The sequence below is a fragment of the Streptomyces agglomeratus genome (assembly GCF_001746415.1).
GTDB classification, from domain to species: Bacteria; Actinomycetota; Actinomycetes; order Streptomycetales; family Streptomycetaceae; genus Streptomyces; species Streptomyces agglomeratus.
In genome coordinates, this window is the sequence record NZ_MEHJ01000001.1 from 1,365,001 (window position 1) to 1,390,069 (window position 25,069).

25 protein-coding genes, 1 tRNA gene and 1 rRNA gene (1 of these 27 cut by a window edge) are annotated in these 25,069 nt (G+C 71.5%); 10 read left to right on the forward strand and 17 right to left on the reverse strand.

The window, feature by feature from the left end:
- Window positions 1–241 (reverse strand): 16S ribosomal RNA (locus tag AS594_RS05595) (it extends 1,285 nt beyond the left edge of the window).
- Between the two features lie 804 nt (window positions 242–1,045).
- Here AS594_RS05595 and AS594_RS05605 point away from each other — a divergent pair.
- On the forward strand, window positions 1,046–2,218 hold the full coding sequence (locus tag AS594_RS05605; RefSeq protein WP_069933375.1) for a PP2C family protein-serine/threonine phosphatase: 1,173 nt from the start codon (window positions 1,046–1,048) through the stop codon (window positions 2,216–2,218).
- Here AS594_RS05605 and AS594_RS05610 read toward each other — a convergent pair.
- Window positions 2,166–2,699, reverse strand: a complete 534-nt coding sequence (locus AS594_RS05610; protein WP_069933374.1) for a GNAT family N-acetyltransferase — start codon at window positions 2,697–2,699, stop codon at window positions 2,166–2,168. The genes AS594_RS05605 and AS594_RS05610 overlap by 53 nt on opposite strands.
- Window positions 2,700–2,734: 35 nt before the next feature.
- Window positions 2,735–4,144 (reverse strand): NADP-dependent succinic semialdehyde dehydrogenase, encoded by a 1,410-nt coding sequence (locus AS594_RS05615; RefSeq protein ID WP_069934975.1) that lies wholly within the window; start codon window positions 4,142–4,144, stop codon window positions 2,735–2,737.
- 243 nt (window positions 4,145–4,387) lie between these two features.
- Between AS594_RS05615 and AS594_RS05620 the strand changes: the two genes are divergently transcribed.
- On the forward strand, window positions 4,388–5,944 hold the full coding sequence (locus AS594_RS05620) for an FAD-dependent oxidoreductase (RefSeq protein WP_069933372.1): 1,557 nt from the start codon (window positions 4,388–4,390) through the stop codon (window positions 5,942–5,944).
- Between the two features lie 64 nt (window positions 5,945–6,008).
- Here the strand turns inward: AS594_RS05620 and AS594_RS05625 are convergent, their stop codons facing one another.
- Window positions 6,009–6,335 carry a plasmid stabilization protein gene (locus AS594_RS05625; RefSeq protein WP_069933371.1) on the reverse strand — a complete coding sequence of 109 codons (327 nt, stop codon included), beginning with the start codon at window positions 6,333–6,335 and terminating at the stop codon, window positions 6,009–6,011.
- 299 nt (window positions 6,336–6,634) lie between these two features.
- Between AS594_RS05625 and AS594_RS05630 the strand changes: the two genes are divergently transcribed.
- Genes AS594_RS05630 through AS594_RS05645 form a run of 4 tightly spaced genes read left to right on the forward strand, consistent with a single transcriptional unit; the run spans window position 6,635 to window position 9,186 of the window.
- Complete coding sequence (locus AS594_RS05630) at window positions 6,635–7,438, forward strand: VOC family protein (RefSeq protein WP_028815235.1); 804 nt, start codon at window positions 6,635–6,637, stop codon at window positions 7,436–7,438.
- A 22-nt stretch (window positions 7,439–7,460) separates the two neighbouring features.
- Window positions 7,461–8,168 carry a nucleotidyltransferase family protein gene (locus AS594_RS05635; RefSeq protein WP_167367986.1) on the forward strand — a complete coding sequence of 236 codons (708 nt, stop codon included), beginning with the start codon at window positions 7,461–7,463 and terminating at the stop codon, window positions 8,166–8,168.
- The gene (locus AS594_RS05640) at window positions 8,165–8,419 is read left to right on the forward strand and encodes a hypothetical protein (RefSeq protein ID WP_069925965.1); all 255 of its coding nucleotides are present in this window, start codon (window positions 8,165–8,167) and stop codon (window positions 8,417–8,419) included. The genes AS594_RS05635 and AS594_RS05640 overlap by 4 nt, the downstream gene beginning before the upstream one ends.
- Entirely contained in the window at window positions 8,416–9,186 is a 771-nt protein-coding gene (locus AS594_RS05645) for a metallophosphoesterase family protein (protein WP_069925966.1), read from the forward strand. The genes AS594_RS05640 and AS594_RS05645 overlap by 4 nt, the downstream gene beginning before the upstream one ends.
- Before the next feature lie 125 nt (window positions 9,187–9,311).
- On the opposite strand, the gene AS594_RS05650 is transcribed toward AS594_RS05645, so the two are convergent.
- From AS594_RS05650 to AS594_RS05690, 9 genes are all read right to left on the reverse strand, one after another.
- Window positions 9,312–9,388: transfer RNA gene (locus tag AS594_RS05650), tRNA-Pro, on the reverse strand.
- Window positions 9,389–9,555: 167 nt separating this feature from the next.
- Window positions 9,556–10,482, reverse strand: coding sequence for an alpha/beta fold hydrolase (locus AS594_RS05655; protein ID WP_069933370.1), 927 nt, complete (start codon window positions 10,480–10,482; stop codon window positions 9,556–9,558).
- 299 nt (window positions 10,483–10,781) lie between these two features.
- Entirely contained in the window at window positions 10,782–11,351 is a 570-nt protein-coding gene (locus AS594_RS05660; protein ID WP_069933369.1) for a GAF domain-containing protein, read from the reverse strand.
- Window positions 11,348–11,953 carry a GTP-binding protein gene (locus AS594_RS05665; protein WP_069925969.1) on the reverse strand — a complete coding sequence of 202 codons (606 nt, stop codon included), beginning with the start codon at window positions 11,951–11,953 and terminating at the stop codon, window positions 11,348–11,350. The genes AS594_RS05660 and AS594_RS05665 overlap by 4 nt, the downstream gene beginning before the upstream one ends.
- Entirely contained in the window at window positions 11,931–12,305 is a 375-nt protein-coding gene (locus AS594_RS05670) for a DUF742 domain-containing protein (RefSeq protein ID WP_069933368.1), read from the reverse strand. The genes AS594_RS05665 and AS594_RS05670 overlap by 23 nt, the downstream gene beginning before the upstream one ends.
- Complete coding sequence (locus AS594_RS05675) at window positions 12,305–12,739, reverse strand: roadblock/LC7 domain-containing protein (RefSeq protein ID WP_069925971.1); 435 nt, start codon at window positions 12,737–12,739, stop codon at window positions 12,305–12,307. The genes AS594_RS05670 and AS594_RS05675 overlap by 1 nt, the downstream gene beginning before the upstream one ends.
- Before the next feature lie 67 nt (window positions 12,740–12,806).
- Window positions 12,807–14,918 (reverse strand): sensor histidine kinase, encoded by a 2,112-nt coding sequence (locus tag AS594_RS05680; protein ID WP_079148274.1) that lies wholly within the window; start codon window positions 14,916–14,918, stop codon window positions 12,807–12,809.
- 251 nt (window positions 14,919–15,169) lie between these two features.
- Window positions 15,170–15,679, reverse strand: coding sequence for a DUF1360 domain-containing protein (locus AS594_RS05685; protein ID WP_240508948.1), 510 nt, complete (start codon window positions 15,677–15,679; stop codon window positions 15,170–15,172).
- Window positions 15,680–15,823: 144 nt separating this feature from the next.
- Entirely contained in the window at window positions 15,824–17,038 is a 1,215-nt protein-coding gene (locus AS594_RS05690; RefSeq protein WP_069933365.1) for an MBL fold metallo-hydrolase, read from the reverse strand.
- Between the two features lie 629 nt (window positions 17,039–17,667).
- Here AS594_RS05690 and AS594_RS05695 point away from each other — a divergent pair.
- On the forward strand, window positions 17,668–18,852 hold the full coding sequence (locus AS594_RS05695; RefSeq protein ID WP_069933364.1) for a Glu/Leu/Phe/Val dehydrogenase dimerization domain-containing protein: 1,185 nt from the start codon (window positions 17,668–17,670) through the stop codon (window positions 18,850–18,852).
- A 162-nt stretch (window positions 18,853–19,014) separates the two neighbouring features.
- Here the strand turns inward: AS594_RS05695 and AS594_RS05700 are convergent, their stop codons facing one another.
- Window positions 19,015–19,605 (reverse strand): hypothetical protein, encoded by a 591-nt coding sequence (locus AS594_RS05700; RefSeq protein WP_069925976.1) that lies wholly within the window; start codon window positions 19,603–19,605, stop codon window positions 19,015–19,017.
- A gap of 268 nt (window positions 19,606–19,873) precedes the next feature.
- On the opposite strand from AS594_RS05700, the gene AS594_RS05705 reads away from it, so the two are divergent.
- Window positions 19,874–20,494: a TetR/AcrR family transcriptional regulator gene (locus AS594_RS05705; RefSeq protein ID WP_079148273.1), complete on the forward strand. Its 621-nt coding sequence runs from the start codon at window positions 19,874–19,876 to the stop codon at window positions 20,492–20,494.
- 79 nt (window positions 20,495–20,573) lie between these two features.
- On the opposite strand, the gene AS594_RS05710 is transcribed toward AS594_RS05705, so the two are convergent.
- A complete protein-coding gene (locus tag AS594_RS05710; protein WP_069933362.1) occupies window positions 20,574–21,338 on the reverse strand; it encodes an SIMPL domain-containing protein in 765 nt (254 codons plus the stop codon).
- Between the two features lie 241 nt (window positions 21,339–21,579).
- Between AS594_RS05710 and AS594_RS05715 the strand changes: the two genes are divergently transcribed.
- Window positions 21,580–22,455, forward strand: coding sequence for a carbohydrate kinase family protein (locus tag AS594_RS05715; protein ID WP_069933979.1), 876 nt, complete (start codon window positions 21,580–21,582; stop codon window positions 22,453–22,455).
- A gap of 22 nt (window positions 22,456–22,477) precedes the next feature.
- On the opposite strand, the gene AS594_RS05720 is transcribed toward AS594_RS05715, so the two are convergent.
- Both AS594_RS05720 and AS594_RS05725 read right to left on the reverse strand, forming a co-directional pair.
- Window positions 22,478–23,479: a DUF6745 domain-containing protein gene (locus AS594_RS05720; protein WP_069925979.1), complete on the reverse strand. Its 1,002-nt coding sequence runs from the start codon at window positions 23,477–23,479 to the stop codon at window positions 22,478–22,480.
- 134 nt (window positions 23,480–23,613) lie between these two features.
- On the reverse strand, window positions 23,614–23,940 hold the full coding sequence (locus tag AS594_RS05725) for a hypothetical protein (RefSeq protein WP_069925980.1): 327 nt from the start codon (window positions 23,938–23,940) through the stop codon (window positions 23,614–23,616).
- 174 nt (window positions 23,941–24,114) lie between these two features.
- Here AS594_RS05725 and AS594_RS05730 point away from each other — a divergent pair, with 174 nt between their 5' ends.
- On the forward strand, window positions 24,115–25,065 hold the full coding sequence (locus tag AS594_RS05730; RefSeq protein ID WP_069925981.1) for an STM4015 family protein: 951 nt from the start codon (window positions 24,115–24,117) through the stop codon (window positions 25,063–25,065).
- Window positions 25,066–25,069: the final 4 nt, after the last annotated feature.

The following is a 25,069-nucleotide window of genomic DNA, read 5'->3' on the forward strand; positions in this document are numbered from 1 at the left end:
AGCTGATAGGCCGCGGGCTCATCCTTCACCGCCGGAGCTTTTAACCTCTTCAGATGCCTGAAGAAGTGTTATCCGGTATTAGACCCCGTTTCCAGGGCTTGTCCCAGAGTGAAGGGCAGATTGCCCACGTGTTACTCACCCGTTCGCCACTAATCCACCCCGAAGGGCTTCATCGTTCGACTTGCATGTGTTAAGCACGCCGCCAGCGTTCGTCCTGAGCCAGGATCAAACTCTCCATGAATGTTTTCCCGTAATCGGGATCACACACACGAAAGAGCGGAACAGGTCGGGCCGGAATATGGCCCGCTGTTCTCAGCGTCCTCGCTGTGTTCGCCTGGACTGTCACAAGGACAGCCAGGACTTTTCAAAGGAACCACCAACCCACCGAAGTGGGCCGGGGTATCAACATATCTGGCGTTGACTTTTGGCACGCTGTTGAGTTCTCAAGGAACGGACGCTTCCTTTGTACTCACCCTCTCGGGCTTTCCTCCGGGCTTTCGTTCGGTATTTCGTGTTTCCGACTCTATCAGACTCTTTCGTGTCCGATTCCCCGTCGGTGGGGTGTTTCTTTATCTTTCCGGCTGTTGGGCCGTTCCGACGTCCCGAACTCTAGCGGATTTCCCGGGCGGCTCATAATCGAGCCTGTCGAATGAATTCCGGCATGCCGAATTTCTCCCGGACCGGGAAACGTGCTGGGTTTGGGATTGTCGCTCTCGCGACGTGGTGGAGTCGCAGAACCATTCCGGCTCCATGACAGCTCGGAGAACATTACGGATCCGCCGGCCGCGAGTCAAACCGGCCCACCGAAGCCGACTGCACCGCGGCGCCGCCTGTGCCCGGTGCGCAGCTCGGCCCGCGAACTGTTCACCACCGGCCCGTGCACCCGCGCTCACCGACCGGGTGGACTACGGCGAGCTGGACGCGCTGCCGCGAAGGGACTGACGGGCCCTTGGTCCTCGCCCTACGGGCACAAGTTCCCCTGGCGGGGACGGCGTGACGCCCGTCACGATGGATCAGTCGTCCACTGCGCGAGAGGCCCCTGGGTATGCCGGTCCGTCTGCTCCGTCCCCTGCCCCTGCGGGTCCCGGACCTCTCACCGCGCGGCAGCAGACTCGCGGCGGCGATGCCGTGGCTGGTGTGGGCGGCGGCGTTGCTGGTGGCGCTCCTGACAGAGCCGGACGTCTCGGTCGGGCCGGTGCTCGCCGCGGTGCCCGCGCTGGCGGCCGTCGCTCACCGGTGGCTGGGGATCCTCGGTTTCGGTGCGCTGGCCGCCGCGACGCAGACGGTGCTGCGCTGGGGCAGCGTGCCGCTGGGCGGTTCGGCCCTGCCGATGGTGACGATCGCCATCGTGGTGGTGACCGTCGCGGGGGTAGCCGCGGCCGTCGCGCGTGAGCGCAGTGAGCGCACGCTGGACCACGTGCGTTCGCTGGCCGGTGGAGTGCAGCGGGCGGTGCTGCGGCCGCTCCCCGAGTCGACGGCGGGCTACCGGCTGGCGGGTTTCTACCGCGCCGCCGAGGCGGAGGCCCGGGTCGGTGGTGACTTCTACGACGCGCTCCAGACGCCTCACGGCCTGCGTCTCGTACTGGGCGACGTGTGCGGGAAGGGGCTGCCTGCCGTCGATGCCACGGTGACCCTGCTGGGAGCCTTCCGGGAGGCGGCGTACCACGAGCCCGATCTCGCCGCGGTGGCCCGGCGCATGGACCTTTCCCTTCGCCGTCGCCAAGGTGCCAGCGGGGACGACAGGTACGCGACGGCGCTCCTGCTGCAAGGACACCCGGACGGCACCCTGAAGCTCGTCAACTGCGGGCACGTCCCGCCGATCGCCGTGTCTCCGAAGCGTTCCAGGGAACTGAGCCTGTGGCCGGGCTGTCCGCTGGGGTACTTCGAGTTCGCACAGGACGAGCCCCTGCGGGTGGACACGCACACGCTTGCCGCCGGCACCTCCCTGCTGATGGTGACCGACGGCATCACCGAGGCCCGCAACGGCGACCGCGACTTCTTCGATCTCAAGGCCGCCGTGACGGGGCAGGACCTCGGGCCGTGTCCCGAGGCCCTCACCCGGGCGCTACTCGCCGACGTGTCCCAGCACGCCGCCGGGGGCCGGCTGCGCGACGACGCAGCCGCGCTGGCCCTCGTACGTCACATCCCCGAGGCGACCGGAGCCGTCACGGCGCCGTCACGTCCGACGCCGGCAGATCCGATGCCAGCAGGTCCATGAGCAGTCCGTCGTGCCAGGTGCCGTCCGGTCCGCGCTCGTAGTCACGCATGATGCCGACGGGCCGGAAGCCGGCCTTGGTGTAGCAGCGGACGGCGGCGGCGTTGTCCGCCGCCGGGTCGATCACGATCCGGTGGTGGCCGAGGTCGGTGATCAGGTGGCGGGCGAGCGTACGCACGGCGTCCGTGCCGAGGCCGCGGCCGTGGACCTCGGGGTCGAGGTAGATGTCGATGTTGGCGTGCCGGTAGTCCGGGTCCCGCTCTTCGCCCCACTGGACGGCGCCGGCGGTACGCCCGGCGTGCTCGATCACCAGTGTGGTGACGTCCGGATCGGCGAGGTCCTGGGTGACCGCGGCGACCAGGTCGTCACCGCCGCGCCAGACAGCGTGCACTTCCGGCCTGGCGCGGATTGCCGCCAGTACTGGAATGTCGTCCGCGGTGGGCGGGCGCAGCACGACCTGGGCGCCGTACAGAGTCTTGGCCATGGGCGCACGCTAGCGCGGCCTTGGGGCGGGGCGGGTCAGCTCTTGCCGGCAGGCTCGGCCGCGTGCCAGACCGTCGTGACGTTGCAGAACTCGCGGATGCCGTGGCCCGACAGTTCCCTGCCGTAACCCGAGCGCTTGACGCCGCCGAAGGGCAGCGCCGGATGGGAGGCGGTCATGCCGTTGACGAAGACACCGCCCGCGTCCAGGTCACGCACGAACCGTTCGACTTCCGCGTCGTCGCGCGTCCACACGTTGGAGCTCAGGCCGAAGGGCGAGTCGTTGGCGAGGGTCACCGCCTCGTCGAGCCCGGAGACCCGGTAGACCGTCGCCACGGGGCCGAACGCCTCCTCCCGGTGGATGCGCATGCTGTCGGTGACGCCGGTGAGGACGGTGGGCTCGTAGAACCAGCCCTTGTCCTGGCCTTCCGGGCGCCGTGCCCCGCACTGTGCCGTGGCGCCGAGGCGCAGGGCGTCGTCGACGAGCTCTTCGATGTCGGTACGTCCCTGTTCGCTCGCCAGCGGTCCGACGTCGGTCGATTCCCGCATCGGGTCGCCGACGGCCAGGTCCCGCATTCCGGCGGTGAATCGTTCGCAGAAGTCGTCGTAGACGTCGGTGTGGACGATGAAGCGTTTCGCGGCGATGCAGGACTGGCCGTTGTTCTGCACGCGGGCCGTCACGGCTGTGCGGGCGGCCCGCGCGATGTCGGCGGACGGCATGACCACGAAGGGGTCGCTGCCGCCGAGCTCCAGAACGGTCCGCTTCACCTCGTCTCCCGCGACGGCGGCGACCGAGCGGCCGGCCGGCTCGCTTCCGGTGAGCGTCGCGGCGGCCACCCTGGGGTCGCGCAGGATGTCCTCGACCGCGCCGGATCCGACGAGCAGTGTCTGGAAGCACCCTTCGGGGAAGCCCGCCCGGCGGAAGAGGTCCTCCAGGTAGAGGGCGGTCTGCGGAACGTTCGAGGCGTGCTTGAGCAGGCCCACGTTGCTGGCCATGAGTGCCGGGGCCGCGAAGCGTACGACCTGCCAGAGCGGGAAGTTCCACGGCATCACGGCCAGGACGACTCCGAGCGGGCGGTAGCGGACGATCGCCCGGGAGGCGCCGGAGTCCGTCACGTCGTCGGCGGAGGGGTACTCGTCGGCCAGGAGTTCCCTCGCGTTCTCGGCGTACCAGCGCATCGCTTTCGCGCATTTGGCCGCCTCCGCGCGGGCGGCGGTCACGGGCTTGCCCATTTCGGTGGTCATGGTGCGGGCGATGTCGTCCCGGTCCTCGTCCAGCAGGTCCGCGGCGCGGTTGAGGAGCTCCGCCCGCCGGTCGAACCCGGTGGTGCGGTACTGCGCGAAGGCCGTCGCGGCGCGCGTCAGGCGCCGTTCGATCTCTTCCGGTCCGAGCGCGTCGAACGTCTTGAGCGTCTCTCCGGTGGCTGGGTTCACCGTGGCGATGGGCATGGTGCGGTCCTCCTCGGACTCGGTCCTTTCGACACTTGCTCGCCGCAGGCGGTCCCGCAACGCGACGGACCGGCGTGCTCGCCTGGGGAGGCAGCTGGCTCTCGCGGTCCGTGCCTCAGTGGGCGCGGGGGTGCGACGGCAGTCGGGGGCCGACGTGCGGGAGGCCGTGCACGGGCGCGGCGGGCGTCTGCGTGTCCCGTACAGCGGCCGTTAGCCGGAGCGCGGAACGGGAAGCCGAAGGCCATGGATGCAGAGCGTCCGACGATCGACGAGTCGTACTGGATGGCTACCGCCCCCGGCACCGGCTTTCCCGCTCTGGACACGGACCTGACCGCGGACGTCGCCGTGGTCGGCGGTGGCATCGCCGGCTTGTGCACCGCCTGGGAGCTGGTCGGGGCCGGCCTGGACGTCGTACTGCTGGAGGCGGACAGGATCGCCGCCGGGGTGAGCGGATACACGACAGCCAAGCTGACAGCGCTGCACGGTCTCGGGTACGCCCGGCTGGAGGCGACGCACGGGGCGGACAGCGCCGCGCTGTACGCGCTCTCGCAGCAAGAAGCGGTCGATCGGGTGGCGGCTCTCTGCGCCGAGCTGGGCATCGACGCCGATCTGGAGTCCACCGCGGCCTGTACGTATCTGGAGGATCCGGGGCGGACGGACGAGCTGCGGCAGGAGGCGCTGGCCGCCCGGCGGGCGGGGCTCGACGCGTCCTTCGTGTCCGGGACCGAGCTGCCCTTCCCGGTGGCCGGCGGGGTGCGGGCGGAGGGGCAGCGGCAGTTCCACCCGCGCAAGTTCCTGCTGGCCCTGGCCGAGCGGATCACCGCCGCGGGCGGACGCGTCCACGAACGCACGCGGGTGACCGGACTCCGTGACGGGACGCGGTGCCGGCTGTCGACGGAGCGGGGTTTCACCGTCGAGGCGCGTGACGCCGTCATCGCGACGCACTACCCGGTCTTCGACCACACGTTCCTGTTCACCCGCCTGAAGCCGAGACGGGAGCTGGTGATCGCGGCGCCGGTGCCTTCCGGTGACGCGCCACGGGACATGTACATGAGCCCGGCCGACCGGGTCCGTTCGGTCCGCAGCGCGCCGTACGACGAAGGGCGGCGACTGCTCGTCGTCACGGGCGAGACGTTCGAGCCGGGCGCCGGCGGCGTACGGGAACGCTTCGCGCGTCTGGACAGGTGGGCGCGCGAGCGGATGCCGGGTTTCGACGGCGCCGACAGGGTCTACCGCTGGGCGGCGCAGGACAACGACTCCAGGGACCATCTGCCGTACGTCGGGTACGCGCACGCCGGGACCCAGCACGTGTTCGTGGCGACCGGGTTCGGGGGCTGGGGCATGAGCAACGGTGTGATGGCCGGCCGCCTGCTCACCGCGCACATCGTGGGCGGCCCGCGCCCCGCCTGGACGGATCTGTACGATCCGCGCCGCCTGCCGCAGGTCCGGGAGACCGCGGAGCTGGCGCATTTCCAGGCCGCTGTCGCCCGGCACTTCGTGGGCGACCGTCTGCACACCGCTCACGCCGACTCGGTGGACGAGGTCCCGCCGGGCGGCGGCGCGGTCGTCCGTCTTGAGGGGCACCTCTGTGCGGTGTACCGCGACGAGTCCGGCGGGACCCGCGTCGTTTCGGCGCGCTGTACGCACCTGGGCTGCCTGGTGCGTTTCAACGACGCCGAGAAGGTCTGGGAGTGTCCGTGCCACGGTTCGCGCTTCGGAGCGGACGGTACTGTGCTGCACGGCCCCGCCACGCGGCCCCTGGAACCTCGCGGATCTCCGGAGCCCCGGGAACGCGGGTGACGGCCGGTGCGCGGCCGGGCCGGGACTGCCGGCCGGTCAGGGCCCGACGGGTCGGCCCGACGGTTCAGGACTGTCCCAGCGAGCGCTTGAGCTCGGACTTGTTCATCGACGAGCGTCCCTGGATGTTGCGGCGCCGCGCCTCCGCGTACAGCTGGTCGTACGTCTGTCCCTCCGACCCGCTCTGCGAGCGCTGTCCGCCGCGCTTCGACGACGACTTGTCCTGGGTCGAGCTCCTGCTCGCCGTCTTGGACTCGCCGGAACGCGCCCGCTCCTTGTTCACGGTCCGCGCGGCCATTTCCTTGGCCCGCTTGGTGCCGGCGCCGCGCTCTTCGGCGCCTTCCTTGATGTGTTCGTACTGACGTTCCCGCTTGGAGCTCGAACCCTTCGGCATGGTTACTCCTTCGCACGTGAATCAGTGGTCGGCCGCCCGTCGTACGAGCGGCAGTGGTCGGCCGCTCGTCGTGCGAGCGGCTCCCGCCCACCCTGCGTCCGGTGCGTTCTCTCCGCAAACTCAGTAGGGAGCGCGGCCGGCGCCCTCCGCGCACGGGAACAGACACGCCTTTCCATGATCAATGTGCCGCTCCGGGTGTTCAGCGGTTCGCCAGCACGCGCCCCGGGGGGCAGGATGGATTACGAAACCGGCCTCACATGCTCCTGCCCCCATGCCCCCATTCGACCAGGACACCTGCGATGGAAATGGAAACGACGGCCACCGGTAGAACTTCGAGTCACGAGATCTTCGGCGCTCCGTGCTGGATCACCCTGATGGCACGCGATCTGGAGCCGGCCCAAGCGTTCTACGGCGCTGTACTGGGCTGGGAATTCCGGCGGGCCGGGCTCGGCCGCGGGTTCAGCATCGCCCTGCTCGACGGCGACCCCGTCGCCGGAATCGGGTCGCTCGACACCGCTCTGCGCGCCCCTGTCACCTGGACGCCGTACTTCGCCGTCGCCAGTGTGGACGAAACCGCGAGCCGGATCCGGGAGCGGAGTGCCACGGTCGCCGTCGGCCCGCTCCGGTTCGCCACCGGACGCGGCGCCATCGCGGCGGACCGTGACGGAGCCGTCTTCGGCATCTGGGAGGGACAGCTCTTCTCCGACTGGCACGTCTGGCGCAAGAACGCACCCGTATGGCTGCGCCTGCGGACCCGGGACGCGTTCGATGCGGCGATCTTCTACGGACAGGTCCTCGAATGGGCCAGCGGCCGCCCCGGCTGCTGCGAGGTCGAGTACCAGGAGGACGAGGTCGTACTGCTCCAGGACGGCCAGATCCTCGCGCGGCTGAGTTCCGGTGCCGTCGACACGGCGCCCGATCCCCTGATCCAGCCCCGGTGGCACGCCCACTTCCCGGTGCCCGACGTCGAAGCCACCGTCGAGGCGGCGCTCCGGCACGGCGGTACCGCTCTGGGGCACGGCCCCACCGCGTACGGCACGGAGACGACGCTGCGCGACCCGGACGGCGCGATCTTCACCGTCACCAGTGCAGGGCCCGGATAGGGCGACGAGGAAGGGTGGACGCGTGCGCGGTTACTCACCAGACGCCTCCCGGCCCGGCGACCGGCCCGAACCGGCCGGGCGGCTGACGGCGGGGACAGCTGTGGCAAGCGCCTCCGCCGGACCGCCCCCGGGAACGCCGTACGGCCGTTCCCGGGAACTGCCCCCGGACCGCACCCAGGCCATCCTGGAGGCCGCCAAGCGGGTGGCCTCCAGGCTAAAGAGCTGCGGGTTGCCGTTCGCGCTGGTGGGGAGTGTCGCGGCGTACGCCCACGGGGTGCCGGCGAGCTTCCAGCACGACGCCGACTTCTGCATCCTGCGGGAGGACGCGGAAGCCGTGACCGAGGCACTGGAGGCCGCCGGGATCGAGGTCCGTGTCCCGCCGGAGGACTGGCTGATCAAGGCACACAGCCACGGCGAGGAGATCGACCTGATCTTCGAACTGGCCCGTCAGCCGGTGACCAGGGAGCTGCTGAGCCGGGCGCAGACCCTGCCGGTGGACTCGGTTCACATGCCCGTACTGTCGCCCACCGATCTCATGAGCAGCCAGCTCCACGCCTTCTCGGAGCACCACTGCGACTTCGGCGCCGTACTGCCCATCGCGCGGACGCTGCGGGAGAAGATCGACTGGGACCGCCTGCGCCGCGAGCACCAGGACTCACCCATGCCGGACGCGTTTCTCTACCTTCTGGAGCGTCTGCACGTCATCGAGCCACGGGAGGCAGGGCCGTGAACGACACATCCGCCGTCGAGTACCGCATCGCCCATCTTCAGGAGCATCTGGCGAGTGGGGACTACGCCGAGATGGGCGTACGCATAGAGCTGCGCGGGAACAGTGTCCTGATCGCGGGCACCGTCTCCAGCGCCGCGTGCCGGGACGAGATCCTGCGGATGGCCGAGGACGAACTGGCGGGACTCCCGCTGCACGAGGATCTGGTCGTGGTCTCCGCGACCGCCCCCGACCACCCTGAGGAGCTCGCGTGATCCGGATCGCGGCCGTCGGCGACATTCACCTGGGGCTGGACAGCGCGGGGGTGCTGCGGCCCGCGTTCGAAACCATCAGGGACTCCGCCGACGTGCTGCTGCTCGCGGGCGACCTGACGCGGCACGGCACGGCAGCGGAGGCGGGGATCGTCGCCGGGGAGGTGGCCGGGCTCGGCGTGCCCGTGGTGGCCGTCCTGGGCAACCACGATTACCACAGCGACCAGCAGGGCGAGGTGACGGCGGTGCTCGCCGACGCGGACGTCACCGTGCTGGAGGGCCAGGGGACCGTGCTGGACATCGGCGGGGTACCGGTCGGGGTCGCCGGCACCAAGGGCTTCGGAGGCGGCTTCGCCGGGCGGAGCGGCGGCGAGTTCGGCGAGCCGGTGATGAAGGAGTTCATCCGGTACTCCCGGCGGTGCGCGGAGAGCCTGCGGTACTCGCTGGACGGGCTGAAGGAGCAGGGCTGCGCCGTACGCATCGCCCTGACGCACTTCGCGCCCGTACCGGACACCCTGGCGGGCGAGCCGCCGGAGATCTTTCCCTTTCTTGGCAGCTACCTGCTGGCCGAGGCGATGGACGAGTCCGGAGCCGACCTCGCGGTCCACGGCCACGCGCACCTGGGCACGGAGCACGGCATGACCAGCGGAGGGGTGCGGGTGCGCAATGTCGCCCAGCCGGTGATCGGGCGCGCCTTCGCGGTCTACCACCTGGCGGTGCGCACGGCGGCGGCCACCCGGGTCGGCGGTGTTCCCGTGGCGGCTGAATAGACCGGCTGCGCGCTCCCCCGGAAAATCTCCCGGCTTTGCTCGGCCCTGCTCCGGCCGTTCTCCCGGGAAACGGAAAAGGTCGTATCGGATTGCTCCGATACGACCTCCGACCTGCGGAAAAACGCTGGTCGGGACGACAGGATTTGAACCTGCGACCCCTTGACCCCCAGTCAAGTGCGCTACCAAGCTGCGCCACGTCCCGGTGCCCGTCTGGCCTGGGATTTCCCCTGGCTGAACGCGCTTGAGAACAATACCGCACTTGGGCCGGTGGTCACGAACCGCTTTCCGCGCCGCGCGCTCGGACGCGTACTGCGCCGTGTGCTCCGACGCGTGCTGCGCCGGAGCTCGGCCGGGTCCCGCGCCGCGTGTTCAGACGCGCTTGTCGAGCCAGGCGGTCAGGTCGTCCTGGACCTCGTCCCGGTTGGTCTCGTTGAGGATCTCGTGGCGGGCCCCCTCGTACCCCTTCCAGGTCAGGTCCTCCGTGCCCAGGTAGCGGAAGTCCTCCAACAGCTCGTAGACGAGGGTCATGCCCTGGTTGCAGGGGTCGTGCGTACCGACGGCGATGTGGACGGGCAGGTCGGCGGGGACACGCGCGAGGTTGCTCGGGTCGTTGATCTTGCGGATCGCGTGCACCCAGTCCAGCGCGAGGCCCGCGCTGAAGGCGAAGCCGCAGCGCTCGTCCGCCGCGTACGCGTCGACCTCGGCCTCGTCGCGCGAGAGCCACTCGAAGCCCGTGCGGTGCGGGAACGCGTCGTTGAAGGACGAGAAGAGCGTGGGCAGGTACGAGGACCGGGCCGCGCGGCCGTGCTCCGCGATCTCCGCCTCCAGGCCGGCGATCGACTCCTGGATCTCGGCTCCCGGGAGCGTACGGAAGGTGCCGGAGAGGAGGAGGCCGGCCAGGTCGTCCGGGTACTCCTGGGCGTAGTCGCGGGCCAGCATGGAGCCGAGGCTGTGGCCGAGCAGCACGACGGGCACGCCCGGGTGCAGCGCGCGGGCCTGGTCGCCGACCGCCTTGAGGTCGTCGACGACCGCGCGCCAGCTGTTCTCGCCCACCACGCCGTAGCCACCGGTGGCGGCGGCGGTCGCGCCGTGGCCGCGGTGGTCGGAGGCGATCACCCCGTAGCCGTGCGAGACCAGGTGCTGGGCGAAGCGGTCGTAACGCAGGGCGTGTTCGGCCGCGCCGTGGGCGATCTGTACGAGGGCGCGGGGCCTGCCGCTGTCCGGCAGCCAGGTGTACGCGGCGATCTGGGCGCCGTCGCCTGCGGTCGCTGTTCCCGTGCGGTGTGCGGTGCTCATCGGGCACGCCTCCTGGGTGAGTCTGCTGGTGTCCGGGCTCGCACGCCCGAGCTAGTCCTGGCTGACCCTCCCCACGGGAAAGCGGCTCACACCGGTCCGGTGCCGGCCCATGCCTCTGTTGGCGGGTACCTGCTCCGGGCGACGCACGTCAGAAAGCCCTTTCCGCGCCACCGCAGTCGGCGCCCTGCCGCCGACGATGCCGTGGGGGCGGCGACTCGGCCGGGCGCGCCGCGGAGGGGCGGGACGAGACGGGGCGCGACGCGACGCGGCGGAGCGCGACGCGTCAGATACCGCGCGCGTCAGATACCGCCGTCCTCACGGCGCCGGATCAGTTCGGCCAGTTCCGCCGCCATGGCCTTGATCGTCTCCAGGCCCGCGCGCCCCCACCGCCTCGGCTCGGTGTCGACGACGCAGACCGTGCCGAGGAGGATGTCCGTACGGTCGATGACGGGCGCGCCCATGTACGACCGGATGCCGATCTCGTCGACGACCGGATTGCCCGCGAACCGCGGGTAGTCGCACACGTCCTCGAGGACCAGCGCCTTGCGCCGCGCGACGACGTGCGGGCAGTACCCGTGGTCGCGGGCGAGGAACCGGCCGATGCGGCTCGTCGCGGCGACCGCGCCGAGGTCGGTGCCGCTGTGCGTGCCGGTCGGGGTGTGCAGTCCGGCGAAGAACTGCCGGTTCTCGTCGATGAAGTTGACCATGGAGTACGGCGCTCCGGTCATCTCCGCCAGCCGGTCCGCGAACGTGTCGAACGCCGGCACGGCCCGGTCGCCGATCCCGAGCTGATGCAGCCGCCGGACCCGGGCGGGCGCCTCGGGGTCGACGGGTGTGAGCAGCAGGTGGCCGATCCGGTTGTACGTCATGCGGGTGCTCCGTAGCTTCCGTAGCCCGTCGAGGCCGGGGTGATGGTCAGCAGTCGCCGGACGAGGGTGACCAGCGTCTTGATTCCTGAGCTGGCGATACGGGCGTCGCACAGCACGACCGGGACCTCCGGCGCGAGGTCGAGGGCGGCCCGTACCTCTTCCGGTTCGTAGCGGTGCGCCCCGTCGAACTCGTTGACGGCCACGACGAATTCGATGCCGCGCCGCTCGAAGAAGTCCAGCGCCGCGAAGCTTTCCTGGAGGCGGCGGGTGTCGGCGAGCACGACGGCGCCCAGGGCGCCTTTGGAGAGTTCGTCCCACATGAACCAGAAGCGTTCCTGGCCGGGCGTCCCGAAGAGGTAGAGCACATGGTGCTCGTCGAGGGTCATCCGGCCGAAGTCCATGGCCACGGTCGTCGTGGCCTTCTCCTCGATCCCTTCCAGGCTGTCGGTCCCCACGCTCACCTGGGTGAGGAGTTCCTCCGTACTCAGGGGGGCGATCTCGCTGACCGCTCCCACGAAGGTCGTCTTGCCGACGCCGAACCCGCCCGCGACGAGGATCTTGAGTGCGGTGGGAAACAGATCAGAGCCGTCGTCGTAGGCCATCGAGCACTGCCTCCAGAAGGGTGAGGTCGGTGGGCTGGTCGTCGAAGCGGGGCGCGTGGGTGGTGAGCGCCCCGCAGTCGACCAGGTCGGAAAGCAGCACCTTGGTGACGACCACGGGAAGCCGCAGGTACGCCGCGATCTCCGCCACCGAGGTGGGGTGCGAGCACAGCCCGAGCGCCTGGGTGTGCTCGGGACCGAGGTGCAGCGGGGGTTCCGCGCCGGTGGCCCGCACCATGGACAACAGGTCGAGGGCGGTGGTGGGGCGGGTGCGTCCGTCGCTCACCGTGTACGGGCGGATGAGCCGCCCGGCCGCGTCGTCGAGCCACGGCCCGTCCTGCGGGAGCGGCCCCATCAGCGTCCCGTGGCGCTCGGTACGCCCGCCCGCTCCCTGACCGGGGTGACGAGGTACGGCCGGACGCTCTTGACGAGCATCGCCATCTCGTAGCCCAGGACCGCGGCGTCGGCCTCGCGGCCCGCGAGGACCGCGAGGCAGGTGCCGGAGCCGGCGGTGGAGACGAAGAGGAGCGTGGAGTCGAGCTCCACGACGACCTGGCGGACCTCGCCACCGTCGCCGAAGCGGGCTCCGGCGCTGCGGCCGAGGGAGTACAGGCCGGAGGCGAGGGCGGCCATGTGGTCGGCGCTGTCGGCGTCGAGGCCGTGGACCGACTTCACGAGGCCGTCGGCGGAGAGCAGGACGGCGTTGCGTGTGAACGGAACACGCTGGACCAGGCCGCTCAACAGCCAGTCGAGATCGGATGCTTGACCGGTCGGCGCATCACTCACCATGGTGCATCTACTCCTTGGGTACCGCGCGGGGGCGGAGGGGCGGGGAGGGGGAGGGCGGAGGCAGTGGTCAGCCTGCGTCGCCCTCTCGGGGGTGGTACGGCATCGGGTGCTGCTCCGGAGCGGGGGCGGTCGCCGAGCCGCGTGCCGGGTCGGCGACCGGGCTCGGCACCTGCTCCAGGTGCGGGGCGGGGTACGGGTCCGGCGCCGGGTGCTGATGCGGGACGAGGTACGAGTCCGGCGTTTGATCCACGAGCGGTGCGGGGTAGTCATCCGGAGCTTGGTCCAGGCGCGGGACGGGGTAGCCATCCGCAGCTTGGTCCAGGCGGGGGACGGGGTGCGGGTCCGGCGCCCTGTCCGGGTGCGGGACGGTGTACGGCGCGTGCTGCTCGGCGTACGGCTCCAGTTGCCGGTCGGGGGCCGCGTGCGGTTCCGGGTCCGGCTGGGCTTCCGCCAGGCCGATACCCCGCTGGAATGCCGCCATCAGGCCCGGGTCGTGCAGGGCCGGGTACTCGTCGTCCCGGGGCACGACGGGAGCTTCCCGGAGCTGGGGCACCAGGTTTTCCTGGCTGCGGCGTCGGGGCAGACTCGGGCGGCTGGTGATGCCGCGTACGTATCCGCTGGAACGCGGCTGGGCCTGCGTGTGGACCGGCTCGGCGGAGAAGTCGGGCCGTGGTGAGATGCCGGCGCCCGGGCGGGCGGCGGCCGGCGTAGGCCGGTCCTCACGCGCGTCGCGCACGGGGAGCGGTGCGTGGCTGTGGCCGTTCAGGGCCGGGGCGGGAGCCGCCGGAGTCGGGGCCGCAGGGGTGGGTACGGAGCCGGCGGTGCTCGGACCGGTGCCAGGACCGGTGGGCGCCGGGTGGGCCGGGCCGGACGCGGGGGCATGGGGCGGCACGTTCACGGCCGGCGCGGGCGGCGGGCCCGGCTGCCCGGTCGCCGCCGTCGCCGCCCTGCCGGGACCGACCTGATCGTCCCCGCCCAACAGTTGCTGCGGCAGAACGAGTACGGCCTGCACGCCGCCGTAGATGTTGGCCTGGAGCCGGACGGTGATGCCGTGCCTGCGGGCCAGGGCCGACACGACGAAGAGGCCGATGCGCCCGTCCTGGAGAAGACGGCCGACGTTGACGTTGTCGGGGTTGTGGAGCAGGGCGTTCATCTTGTTCTGCTCGGCGAGGGGCATGCCCAGTCCGCGGTCCTCGACCTCGATGGCGAGGCCCGAGGTGACGTGCTGGGCCCTCAGCAGCACCGTCGTGTGCGGGGCGGAGAACACCGTTGCGTTCTCGACGAGTTCGGCGAGCAGGTGGATGACGTCGGCGACGGCGTGGCCCCGCAGGGTGCCGTCGATGGGCGGCACCAGTTTGACCCGTGAGTACTGCTCGACCTCGGCGATCGAGGAGCGCAGTACCTCCGTCATGGTCACCGGGTTGCTCCACTGACGGCGGGACACCGCACCGCCGAGGACTGCGAGATTCTCGGCGTGCCTGCGGATACGGGTGGCGAGATGGTCGACGTGGAAGAGTCCCTTGAGCAGCTCGGGGTCCTCGACGTCGTTCTCCAGCTCATCGAGCAGCTGGATCTCCCGGTGCACGAGCGACTGGAGCCGGCGGGCGAGGTTGACGAAGACCTCGACCATCTGGTCCGCGCCAGCGCTGTTCGAGAGCTGCGCGGCCTGGACGACAGCGCCCAGGGCCGCCTCGTGCGCCCGCGCCATCTCCTGTTCCAGCCGGTCGAACGCGTCACCGCCCCGCGGTGCGGGTGGCGGCGTACGCCGGACGGGCGGCCCTTCGCCGCGCCGCAGCTGCTCGACGACCGTGCGCAGTTCGGCCTGGGCCCGCGCCCCGGCCCCGCGCAGGGCGTTGCAGCGGTCGAGCACGGTTCTCGCGGCCCGTTCGGCGCCCACGACGGCCGCCGCGAGTGAGACCACGACCAGCGCCGCGGCCGCGGCGAGCGCCACCCATAAGTCGCGCTGCGGCTCGGCGGCGGTGGCGCGGAGGGTGAACAGGACCGCCGCGGCGCCGCTGAGGGCGACGACGACGGCGGGGAGTACGGCGGCGCGCAGAAGCTGAGGGCGTATGTGGACATCGGGCATCGGCTGCGGGGTGTGGGGCCGGGCGCCCGGCCGTCCGTGCCGCCCGCCCTCGCGGCGGTCTGCGCGCGCGGCGGGTGCGCGAAGTTGAGACATCAGTGTCCTCGGTACGTGGGGCCCCAGGGATCGGCGTACTGCGTCGGTTCGACCACTTTCGGTCTGGGCTCAACTTGGGTGATGTGGCCCCATGTTGATCACCGGGCACTCACAGTAGTCGGCAACCTTTCATGATCGACGCGCTGTTGCCAAACTTGCCCGTGCAGCGTCCCGCTCTGGTATGACACCTCGTACTACAGACCGAAAAACCTACGGCCGGTGTCCCCGTCGCCGCGCGACCGGACGGGGACTCACGACTCGTTCGCGCGCGTCACCTTGTCCATCAGCCCGCTGTACGCGAGCTGGAGGGCGTCCGCCCCTGCCACGGACGCCAGAACGGCTGTTACGGTCCGGGTCGCCCGCGGCCACACGCAACGGCTCGCGGTCAGTGCGGTGCTGGTCCAAAGACTCATGCAGAACGGGCACGTCATCAGCTCGCCGAAGGTGTGCCCCGGACCGTGACGCGGCTCGTCGCTGACCTCGGCCGGCCCCTGCGTGCCCTGGTACGTGGTGAAGGGCGCCCGCAAGGGGCTGGTGACCGCCCCTTTGGTCAGGAGGCGGCTGAGCCGGAACGTGGCGACCGCGGTGAGGGCGATGTCCCGGACCTCGTGCCGTCCGGGCTGGCGGCCGTGACGCCGGATCAGGGCCGCCCATCCTCCGGCGTACGCCGCGTAGGCGGCCATCGCGACGGCGTAACCGCGCAGCGGCCGCTCGTCGGCTTCCTCCCCGGTCTCCCGGACAGCATCTTCTTGCGCGCTCACCAGTACCCCTTTTCGTCGTTCAGACGGCGGGTTCCCCCTGCGGGAAGGGGCTAATCAGCAAGGGGCCGCACCGGCGGTCCGTCGCCCGAGCCCAGTGGGACCGCAAGACCGGTGCCGCGCTGCCGGCGAGCTCCCTGCGCCGCGTCAGCGCTCACCGGCGAAGTCGAGGTCTCCCCGGTCGGCCTCCGGCGTGATGCGCGGCTCCTCGGGGCGGCGCCACGGGTGTGCGACGGGCGACGCGGACACGGCTCGCCACCACGGGTCCACGGGAAGCGTTCCCGCGGGCTCGAAGGGCTCTCCGGGCCGGGGGAAGGCGGCCAGCTGCCCGGCTTCCTCGGCCGCGTCCTTCGTCCACTCGGCGGGCTCCGCCCATGGGTGCGGGGCGAGGTTGAACGTACCCCAGTGGATCGGCAGCATGGGGCCGCCGGCCGAGCCCTGTGGCGCGCCGGCCTGGAGGTCGAGATGGGCCCGCATGCCTTCGGCAGGCGTCATGTGGATGTCGGGCCAGTACTCGCTGTACGCGCCGATCTGGATCATGGTCGCGTCGAACGGGCCGTGCTCGGCGCCGATCTCCTTGAAGCCTTCGAAGTAGCCGGTGTCACCGCTGTGGTAGATCCGGTGCTCCGGTCCGGCGACGGCCCAGGAAGCCCAGAGGGTGTGCTGCTGGTTGCGCAGGCCGCGGCCGCAGAAGTGACGGGCGGGGGTCGCGGTGACGCTGAGCCCGGCGGTCTTCACCGTCTCGTTCCAGTCCAGCTCGTGCATCCGGTCGGCCGGTACACCCCAGCGCTCCAGGTGGGCGCCGACGCCCAGCGGCACCACGAAGACGGTCCGTGTGCCGGCGAGCGCGCGGATCGTCGGCATGTCCAGGTGGTCGTAGTGGTCGTGGGAGATGACGACGGCGTCGAGCGGACCCAGCGACGCCAGCGGTACCGGGACCGGGTGCAGGCGCCCCGGCCCGACGAAGGTGAAGGGGGAGCAGCGCTCGCCCCACACCGGGTCGAAGAGCACCCGTCGGCCGTCGATCTCGGCGAGCACGCTCGAATGGCCCATCCAGGTGAGGCGCAGCCCCGTGGCGGGCGGCCGGGCAAGATCGTCGAGCGTCGTGGCGCTCAGGGGAACGGGGCCGGACGGCGCTCTGAGACGCCGCTCCTCCTTGCGGAAGTACACCTTCGCCAGTTCCACCGTCGAGCCCGAGGGCCTGTGCCGCGCGCCCACCGGGTTCTGGAAGACCCCGTCCGCGAAGTGGGGCGAGCGGCGGATGCGCTCCATCCGCTCCCCCGCGGGATCCGCGCCGAAGGCGGCGGTCCGCAGCGAGCGCAGCCGGGTGCGCAGCGGTAGCAGGGCGTCAGCGCCGGTCACAGGACCTCCAGGGGCTCAGTGTCCTTCCCATTATGGGCGCCGGGTACGACAGCGCGGGAACGGGACCATTACGGGACGGGGTGCGGGACTGGGTGCGCGGAGGCGCAGGGGGCGGGGTGCGAGAGGTGCACGGGGCGGGATGCGCGGAGACGCAGGGGGCGGGGTGCGGGGCGCAGGCGGGCGGGTTCGGAGCCGGGGGCGAGACAGCCGCAGCAGCCGTCCTGGACCGATCGGCGATTTAGTCACGGACCTCGTTGACAGGGTCGCTCCTGGCTCCGGATACTGACTGATGGTTCAGTCAATATGGCGTTGGGACACCGTCGCCGTTCCGGATGGCACCCCGGCGAGGTCGGAATCACGGGGTTCATGCTCCCGAGGGGTACGGAGGCGGCGGTTTCACCGACGTCTTCATGCGGCGCCTCGCCCAGGAGGAGCTGTGCGTCGGCGACCCGGGCATCGGCAACGACCGGAAGGCGTGGGTCTCCCAGGTGTCGACCTGCCGGTGCAGGCGCGCGTACGGGCGGCGGGGGCACGCATGCCGCGTCCCCGGCGGCGCGCTCGCCGACGCGCCGGCGCGCGCTGCGCACCCCTGGCCCCACTGTCATCGCCGTTCCCGAGGAGAGCACCGTATGAACGCCCCCCTGATCTCGCAGACCTGGACGGACCACGTCACCGGGCGCCGCGGCTTCCTGGTCGTCGACCGGCTGGTGCGCGGTGTCTCCAGCGGCGGGCTGCGCATGCGCGAGGGCTGCACGCTCGACGAGGTCGCGGGGCTGGCCCGCGGCATGACGATGAAGGAGGCCCTCCACTACAACCCCGAGGGCCGTTACATCCCGCTCGGCGGCGCCAAGGGCGGCATCGACTGCGACCCGCGCGACCCCGGGGCCTACGGCATCCTCGTCCGCTTCCTGCGGGCGATGCGTCCGTACATCGAGAGCTTCTGGACCACCGGGGAGGACCTCGGTCTGACGCAGGACCTCGTGGACAGGGCCGCCGCCGAGGCCGGTCTGGTCTCCTCCGTCCAGGCCGTCTATCCGCTGCTCGACGACGAGGTCGCGGCGCGGCGCCGGCTCGCCGACGCGTTCGCCGTCGAGGTCGACGGCATCGGGCTCGGCGAACTTGCCGGCGGCTGCGGGGTCGCCGAATCGGTGCTCGCGGCGCTCGACCGCGCGGGCGTCGCACACGAGGGGACGCGTGTGTCCGTGCAGGGCCTGGGCACGATGGGCGGCTCGACCGCCCGCTTCCTGGCGCGTGCGGGGCTCAAGATCGTGGCCGTCGCCGACGTGAAGGGCACGATCGCCAACCCGGAAGGTCTGGACGTCGAGGCGCTGCTCGCGGCGAGGGACGCGTACGGGGCCGTGGACCGAGGGGTGCTGCGCCTCGCAGACGCGGAACTGCCGGGCGGGGACTGGCTTTCGGTGGAGGCGGAGGTCCTGATTCCGGCGGCCGTGTCGTACGCCGTCGATGCGACCAACCAGCAGCGGATCGGCGCCGCCGCCCGCTGGATCGTCGAGGCGGCCAACATGCCGGTGCTGCCGGACGCGGAGGCGCTGCTGGCGGAGCGGGGGGTGAGCGTCCTGCCGGACGTGGTCGTCAACTCCGCCACGAACGCGTGGTGGTGGTGGACGCTCTTCGGTGACATCGGCGCGGACGCGGACGAGGCGTTCGCGTACACGCGGCGATCGATGCGGGCACTGGTCGACCAGATGTTGGCGCGGGCGGAGGCCGACGGCACGTCGCCACGTGCCGCGGCGCACGCGATCGTGGCCGACCGGCTGCCGGTGATCGCGGAGCGGTACGGGTGGTACAGGTGACGGGCAGGTCCTGGACGCGCTTCCCGGCCCCCGGGGCGGTGGCGGTCGCCGGGCCTCCGCCGCCCCGGAGAAGTGGGAGCTCTCGCCGCTGAGTTCCACGTTTGCGAACCGAGCACCCGGCCGGCCCGTCCCGGAGCCTGCCGCAGCCCCGGCTGCGGCGCGTCAAGCCGTCGTGCTCCCGGTCACGAGTCGGTGGCCGCCCAGAACGGCCGAGAGCTCGTCCAGGAACGACTCCCCCAGCGGCGGCCAGTTCCACAGCACCAGCCCCAGGTGCGCGACCGCGACCGGCGGCTCGATCGCCCACGCCGTGAACTCCGCCCGCTCACCGCACCGCACACAGGCCCCGCTGCCGGGCCCCGTACCCCCGAACCAGGCGTACAGGTCGTCGAGCAGCGGGGCCCACGCGCGCGTCCACACGTCGGGGCCGCGCTCGGCGGGTTCGGTCGTGGCGCCGCAGGCCGGACAGGTGGCCGTCCAGAAGCCGGCGCACACGTAGACACGGCGTTCGATCTCCATGCCGACACCGCACACCCCGTCGGCAGTCACCCCGCCCGCCGTCACCTCGTCCTCGGTGACGGCGCGCGCGGCGTACGGTCCGGGCGCCCTTCCGAGCTCGTCACCCGTCAGGCAGTTCGTCAGCTCGCTCCGGACAATGCCCCGGCGCTCCAGCCAGTCCATGACTCGGCCGGCCAGCACCGCCGCCTCCTCCGGCCGGGCGTCCACATCGGCCACCCATACGTACGCATCGCCCATGCGCCGCACGTTATCCCGTACGCCTCATCACTTCGCGCGCCGCGTCTTCGCCGCGGCTCCGGACCGGCCGCGAAGTGCTTTCGTCCTGCGGACTTCGCACCGCGCGCTTCACGCTGTGCGGTTTCACGCTGAGCGGTTTCCCCGTGCGTACTGACTGAATGGACAGCCTGTACAGGCGGCTGTGGCCCGCTCCACGGTGCGCTGTCGAGGGCTCGTCGGCGTCCGCGTGGCCCGTCCTGGCCAGGCGACCCGTGTGTAGGGTTGGCGCGTGACAAGGGTCCGGTTGAGCGTGGAGGAGCGGCGCGAGGAAATGCTGCGTGCCACGGTCGAGCAGATCGAGGCGCGGGGCGTGAGCGCCGTGCGCATCGCCGATGTCGCCTCCGCCCTCTCCGTCAGCAACGCGCTGGTCCTCTATCACTTCTCGACCAAGGAGAAGCTCGTCGCGGCCGCCTTCGCGTACGCCGCCGAGGGCGATCTGGCCCAGCTGCGCACGCTTCTCGGCCGTCGCACCAGCGCCGTCCGCAGACTGCGTACCGCGATCCGCTGGTACGCGCCGACCGGCCGGGCCAAGGGATGGAAACTGTGGATCGAGGGGTGGGCCGCCTCGCTGCGTGAGCCGGTGCTCCGCGAGGTGGCGCGTGACCTCGACCAGCAGTGGAAGGCAGCGCTGGCCGATGTCATCGCGGAGGGCGCGCGGGCAGGAGAGTTCCGGTGCGAGGACCCCTCGTCCGCGGCCTGGCGGCTCACCGCCCTGCTCGACGGGCTCGCCGTTCAGATGACCTCGTACGCCGGGTCCTTGTCCCGTGCCGCCATGCTGGAGTGGACGGACGACGCGCTCGCCCGCGAACTGGGTATCAGCCGCGCGGAGCTGGCGGCCGCGGCGCGCTGACCTTCCCGTCCGGCGGGTTCGCAAGGATCGGATGGATCGGACGGCCGGCTGGCTGGCTGGCCGGCCGCCGCTCATGGCGTCAGGACAGCTCGTAGACCGCGGTGACAGCGACCTCGTTCCGGATCTCGCCGGGCGCCACCGGCATCTTCCCCTCCTGGAACGCGGCGCCGGGTACGTCCACCGGGCGGTGCGTACCGCCGCCCGTCTCGGTGATCGACACGAGCCGCCCCAGCCGACGGCCGCTGAGTTGCGCGTACTGCACTGCCTTGGCCCGTGCGTCGGCGTGAGCGGCCTCGCGGGCCATGGCGCGCAGGGCGGAAGGGTCGGCGACGTCGAAGGTGACGCCGTTGATCCGGACCGCGTCGCCCGCCGCCCCGGTCACGGCCTCGACGACCGCGCCGGTCCTGGCGAGGTCGCGAATCCTGATGGAGAAGGACTGGCCCGCCTGATATCCGGTCAGCTTGGAGCCCGCGCGGTCGCTGTGCTGGTAGACCGCGTTCAAGGAGAGACTCTCGGTCTGTACGTCGCGGTCGGCGACGCCCTGCTTCCGTACGGCGCCCAGCACCGCTTCAGCGGCTGCGGACTGCGCGGCCAGCGCCCGCTTCGCGGTGGGCTGCGTGGACTCGACGGCGACGGCGAGGGTCGCCATGTCGGGGGCGGCGGAGGCACTGCCTTCGCCGCCGACGGAGACGGTGGCGGCGTCGCGGTCGGCGTCGGCCGGAGCGAAGGCCGCGACCGAGGTGGGAGCGGCTGTCGCGGCGGATGCCCCGAAAGCGGGTGCGGCGCCGCCGGCGAGCAGTCCACCGGTGAGCGCGGCGGCGGTCAGGGCCGTACGTACGGACATGGCATTGGTCCTTCCAAGGGAGGGGAGCCCATCCCAGCACCGGCGACCGTGGGGCCGGTCGCGCCACTCCCGCCCTGTCACCTCTCCGTACCAGCCATACTGTGCCCAGCGGAGCCGGAAGGGGCTTGCGGTGTCTGAACAGCAGTCTGAACAGCAGTCCGAGCAGCAATCCGAGCAGCAATCCGGGCAGCGGTGTGAACAGGGCGCTGAACAGCGGTCCGCGCACACGGCGTACGACGTACTGGTGGTCGGCGGCAGCGGGGTGGACACGGTCGTCCGCGTCGACTCGCTGCCCGTGCCGGTCGCCGACTCGTTCGGCGTGCCGCCCATCCGCGAATGGCCGGGGCACACCGGAGGCAATGTGGCGCTGGGCTGCCGGGCCCTGGGACTCGAGGTGAAGTTCCTCGACTTCATCGGTGACGACTGGATCGGCGGGCAGGTCAGAGAGCGTCTCGCCAAGGGCGGCGTCGACTTCGAGCCGCTGATCTCGCCCGCGGGCACCCGCCGCGCGGTGAATCTCGTCGACAGCGCCACGGGCCGCCGGATGTCCTTCTACGACGGCCGCGACCCCGGTGATCTGCGGATGCCCCGCGACTTCTACCTGCCCCACCTGCGGCGGGCGGGGCATGTCCATCTGTCCATCATGGACTTCGCCCGGCACCTGCTCGACGACATCGAGGAACTGGGGGTGCCGGTCTCCACCGATCTGCACGACTGGGACGGACTCGCCGATCACCAACGGGAGTTCGCGCTCCGCGCCGACCTCGTGTTCCTCAGTGCGGCCGGCGCCGGGGAGCGTATCTCCGCCGTGATGCGCGACATCCTGCGCGAGGGCCGCGCCGAGGCCGTGGTGGCCACGGCCGGGGCGGGCGGCTCGTACCTCCTGACGCGCGACGGCAGCCGCACCCCGCGCCCCGTACCGGCGACCGTGCCGCCCGGCCCGGTGGTGGACTCCAACGGCGCCGGGGACGCGTACGTCAGCGGATTCCTGTACGGGCGTCTCACCGGCCGGGGCCTGGAGGAGTGTGCCCGCCTCGGGGCGCGGGCTGGAGCCCACGCCTGTACGACGGAGGGCAACACGGACCTGATCGGACCGGGCAGCCTCCTCTCCACCTAGCGACCCCCCGGGCGGTCGCGGGTCAGGTCTGGCGCACCGGTTCGTACGCCTCCTGCCCGAGGCCGAACGTCCAGGCCACGCCTTCCTTCGCGGTCCTCGTGGCCGGCGGCACGCGCAGCCAGTACGTCCGGTACGTGCCGTCCGGCTCGGGGGTGGAGTTGACCACCTCGACCATCACCACGTCCTCGTCTCCCTCCAGGGCTATGCGCCACAGGACGCCGGTCTCGTCGCGGTGCACGGGCTGCGCCCCGGACTCGGCGAGATAGCGGTCGTAGCCGTAGTACTCCAGCATCACGCGGCGCAGCTCCGCGTTCTCCTCGACCCGGATGCGCTCGGGCGTCAGCGAGGTCAGTTCGTCGAGGAACTCGGCCGGTACGGGCATACCGCGCCAGGCGTAGAGCGCGAAGCCGTCGGAGAAGGCCAGCGCGGGGCCGTCGCCGCGGTCGAGCCGCCCCGCCTCGTCGCGGTGGAGCTCCACCGGCCGTTCGCTGATCACCACGGCGTGCTCGTAGGGCCACCACCAGCCGGCGTTCCGGGCCACCCGCGCCAGCCCCGTGAGCCGCTCGCCCCGGCCGTCGAACGCCGAGAGCCAGGCGGCGTCGTGCTGGCCGAGGACCGCGTCCAGCAGGACGAGCCGCACGTCCGACTCGTCCTCCGGCCGCTCCACGAGCTCGGAGACGACTCCCGCCCGTATCCGCTCGGCCAGTTCCCTGGTGGTGTCCCACAGCTGGGCTCCGGTGGCGGACCACAGCTCCGCCCAGCCCGCGGGGCCCAACTCGTCGTGCAGCCGACGTCGTTCTTCGGCCCACGGTCCGGTGCGCACCTCTTCCCGCACCGACTTCCCCGCGCCGGAGAGCAGCTCCACGGCCTTGACCGCCTCCTTGGGCGAGGCGGCCCAGACGATCCGTTCCGGCTCCGGTAGCCCTGCGCTGCGGTAGGCGAGCCGCACGCCCTCCTCAGCGGCCGCACGGTCCGCCGCACCGGTCGCCGCCGCGACGGCCCGCCAAGTGTTCACCTGCTGCATCGAATTCCCTGTCCCCTGGTGTCTGGTTCCTGGCCGCGTTGTCGCGCCGGCCCTTGCTGCCCGCGCCGTCGAGCACCTTCAGCCCGTTGGCTCCGTCGGCCCCTCTGCTCCGTCAGCCGGGCCGGGCCGGGTCGTCAGTCCGCGACGATACGGACCGAGCCCGGTACGTACTCGCGCTGGCGCACCACCCGGTACCAGCCCTTGGGCAGCGGTATCGCCGCGTGCTCCTCGTGCACCACCCGTCCGCCTTCGGGCAGATGGAGCAGCATCGGGTCGAGCGGTCCCGCCTCCCGCAGCAGCCTGCCCGGCCCCTGCACTGCGTGCGCGTGCCCCGTGACCTCGCCCAGCGCCAGCACCAACCGGCCCCTGGCGTCGCGCCGTTCACCAGGGGCGTCCGCCAGATGGGCCGGTACGGCCGACTCGTCCAGCGACACGATCAGTACGTCCCCTTGCCGGTACATGGCTGTCTCCCCTCCCGGACCGCACACTCTGTGCCGGCCACGGGGAAAACGCTACGACCCGGGTCTGACAATCACCCCTGACCTGCGGTGACCCACCCGCTCGCGGGATTGTCAGTCCCGCTTGATAAACCTTTCGCACGTCAGTCGCTCGCACAGTGTCAGGAGACCAGGGCCATGTCCGGTGTGGACCATTTGCAGGAATTGCTCGGCCTCCCGGCCGTCGACTTCCGTCCCGACTCCCCTTCGCCGTTGCCGGCCGCGGACACCGTGGCGTGGCGCATCTCCGTGGACCCGTACGAGGACGAGGACGGGACGTGGGACGAGAGCTTCGACGCGTTCCTGAAGGCCGTTGATCCCGCCCGGGTACGTGCGCTGATCATCGGCCAGTGGGGCGAGTCGTACGAGGCGGACTCCAGCTACCCCGTCAACCTGGTCATCGCGGCGGCCGACCGGCTCACCTCCCTGGAGGCAGTCTTCGTCGGCGACCTGACCCAGGAGCAGGCCGAGATCTCCTGGATCGAACAGTCCAACGTCACAGGTCTGCTCAGCACCTTCCCGCGCCTGCTGGAACTCGGCGTACGCGGCGGTACGGGGCTCCGTTTCCCGCCCGTGCGGCACGAGCGGCTGCGCTCGCTCGTCTTCGAGTCCGGCGGCCTACCGGCCTCGGTCGTGCGGGGCATCACCGAGAGCGAGCTGCCCTCCCTGGACCACCTGGACCTGTGGCTCGGCGTGTCCGAGTACGGCGGCGACACGGAGATCGCCGACCTCGCGCCGCTGCTCTCCGGCACCCTCTTCCCCGGACTGCGCCACCTCGGCCTGCGCAACAGCGAGATCGAGAACGAGATCTCCGCGGCCGTCGCGTCGGCCCCGGTGGTCGCCCGGCTGGACACGCTGGACCTGTCGAACGGCACCCTCGGTGACGAGGGCGCTGCCGCGCTGCTCGAAGGGCAGCCGCTCACCCACCTGGAAACCCTCGACCTGCACCACCACTTCCTCTCGCAGGAGATGGAGGAGCGGGTGGCCGGGGCCCTGGAGCCCCATGGTGTGGACGTCGACCTGTCGGACCGTCTGGAACCCTGGGACAACCTCGGGGCCGAGGGCCGCTACACCGCCGTGGCGGAGTGACCGG

Bases quoted from the DNA above. Each gene is read 5' to 3' on its own strand.
- AS594_RS05605 (WP_069933375.1), top strand. From the start codon at position 1,046: ATGCCGGTCCGTCTGCTCCGTCCCCTGCCCCTGCGGGTCCCGGACCTC.
- AS594_RS05610 (WP_069933374.1), bottom strand. From the start codon at position 2,699: ATGGCCAAGACTCTGTACGGCGCCCAGGTCGTGCTGCGCCCGCCCACC.
- AS594_RS05615 (WP_069934975.1), bottom strand. From the start codon at position 4,144: ATGCCCATCGCCACGGTGAACCCAGCCACCGGAGAGACGCTCAAGACG.
- AS594_RS05620 (WP_069933372.1), top strand. From the start codon at position 4,388: ATGGATGCAGAGCGTCCGACGATCGACGAGTCGTACTGGATGGCTACC.
- AS594_RS05625 (WP_069933371.1), bottom strand. From the start codon at position 6,335: ATGCCGAAGGGTTCGAGCTCCAAGCGGGAACGTCAGTACGAACACATC.
- AS594_RS05630 (WP_028815235.1), top strand. From the start codon at position 6,635: ATGGAAATGGAAACGACGGCCACCGGTAGAACTTCGAGTCACGAGATC.
- AS594_RS05655 (WP_069933370.1), bottom strand. From the start codon at position 10,482: ATGAGCACCGCACACCGCACGGGAACAGCGACCGCAGGCGACGGCGCC.
- AS594_RS05660 (WP_069933369.1), bottom strand. From the start codon at position 11,351: ATGACGTACAACCGGATCGGCCACCTGCTGCTCACACCCGTCGACCCC.
- AS594_RS05665 (WP_069925969.1), bottom strand. From the start codon at position 11,953: ATGGCCTACGACGACGGCTCTGATCTGTTTCCCACCGCACTCAAGATC.
- AS594_RS05670 (WP_069933368.1), bottom strand. From the start codon at position 12,305: ATGGGGCCGCTCCCGCAGGACGGGCCGTGGCTCGACGACGCGGCCGGG.
- AS594_RS05675 (WP_069925971.1), bottom strand. From the start codon at position 12,739: ATGGTGAGTGATGCGCCGACCGGTCAAGCATCCGATCTCGACTGGCTG.
- AS594_RS05680 (WP_079148274.1), bottom strand. From the start codon at position 14,918: ATGTCTCAACTTCGCGCACCCGCCGCGCGCGCAGACCGCCGCGAGGGC.
- AS594_RS05695 (WP_069933364.1), top strand. From the start codon at position 17,668: ATGAACGCCCCCCTGATCTCGCAGACCTGGACGGACCACGTCACCGGG.
- AS594_RS05700 (WP_069925976.1), bottom strand. From the start codon at position 19,605: ATGGGCGATGCGTACGTATGGGTGGCCGATGTGGACGCCCGGCCGGAG.
- AS594_RS05710 (WP_069933362.1), bottom strand. From the start codon at position 21,338: ATGTCCGTACGTACGGCCCTGACCGCCGCCGCGCTCACCGGTGGACTG.
- AS594_RS05720 (WP_069925979.1), bottom strand. From the start codon at position 23,479: ATGCAGCAGGTGAACACTTGGCGGGCCGTCGCGGCGGCGACCGGTGCG.
- AS594_RS05725 (WP_069925980.1), bottom strand. From the start codon at position 23,940: ATGTACCGGCAAGGGGACGTACTGATCGTGTCGCTGGACGAGTCGGCC.
- AS594_RS05730 (WP_069925981.1), top strand. From the start codon at position 24,115: ATGTCCGGTGTGGACCATTTGCAGGAATTGCTCGGCCTCCCGGCCGTC.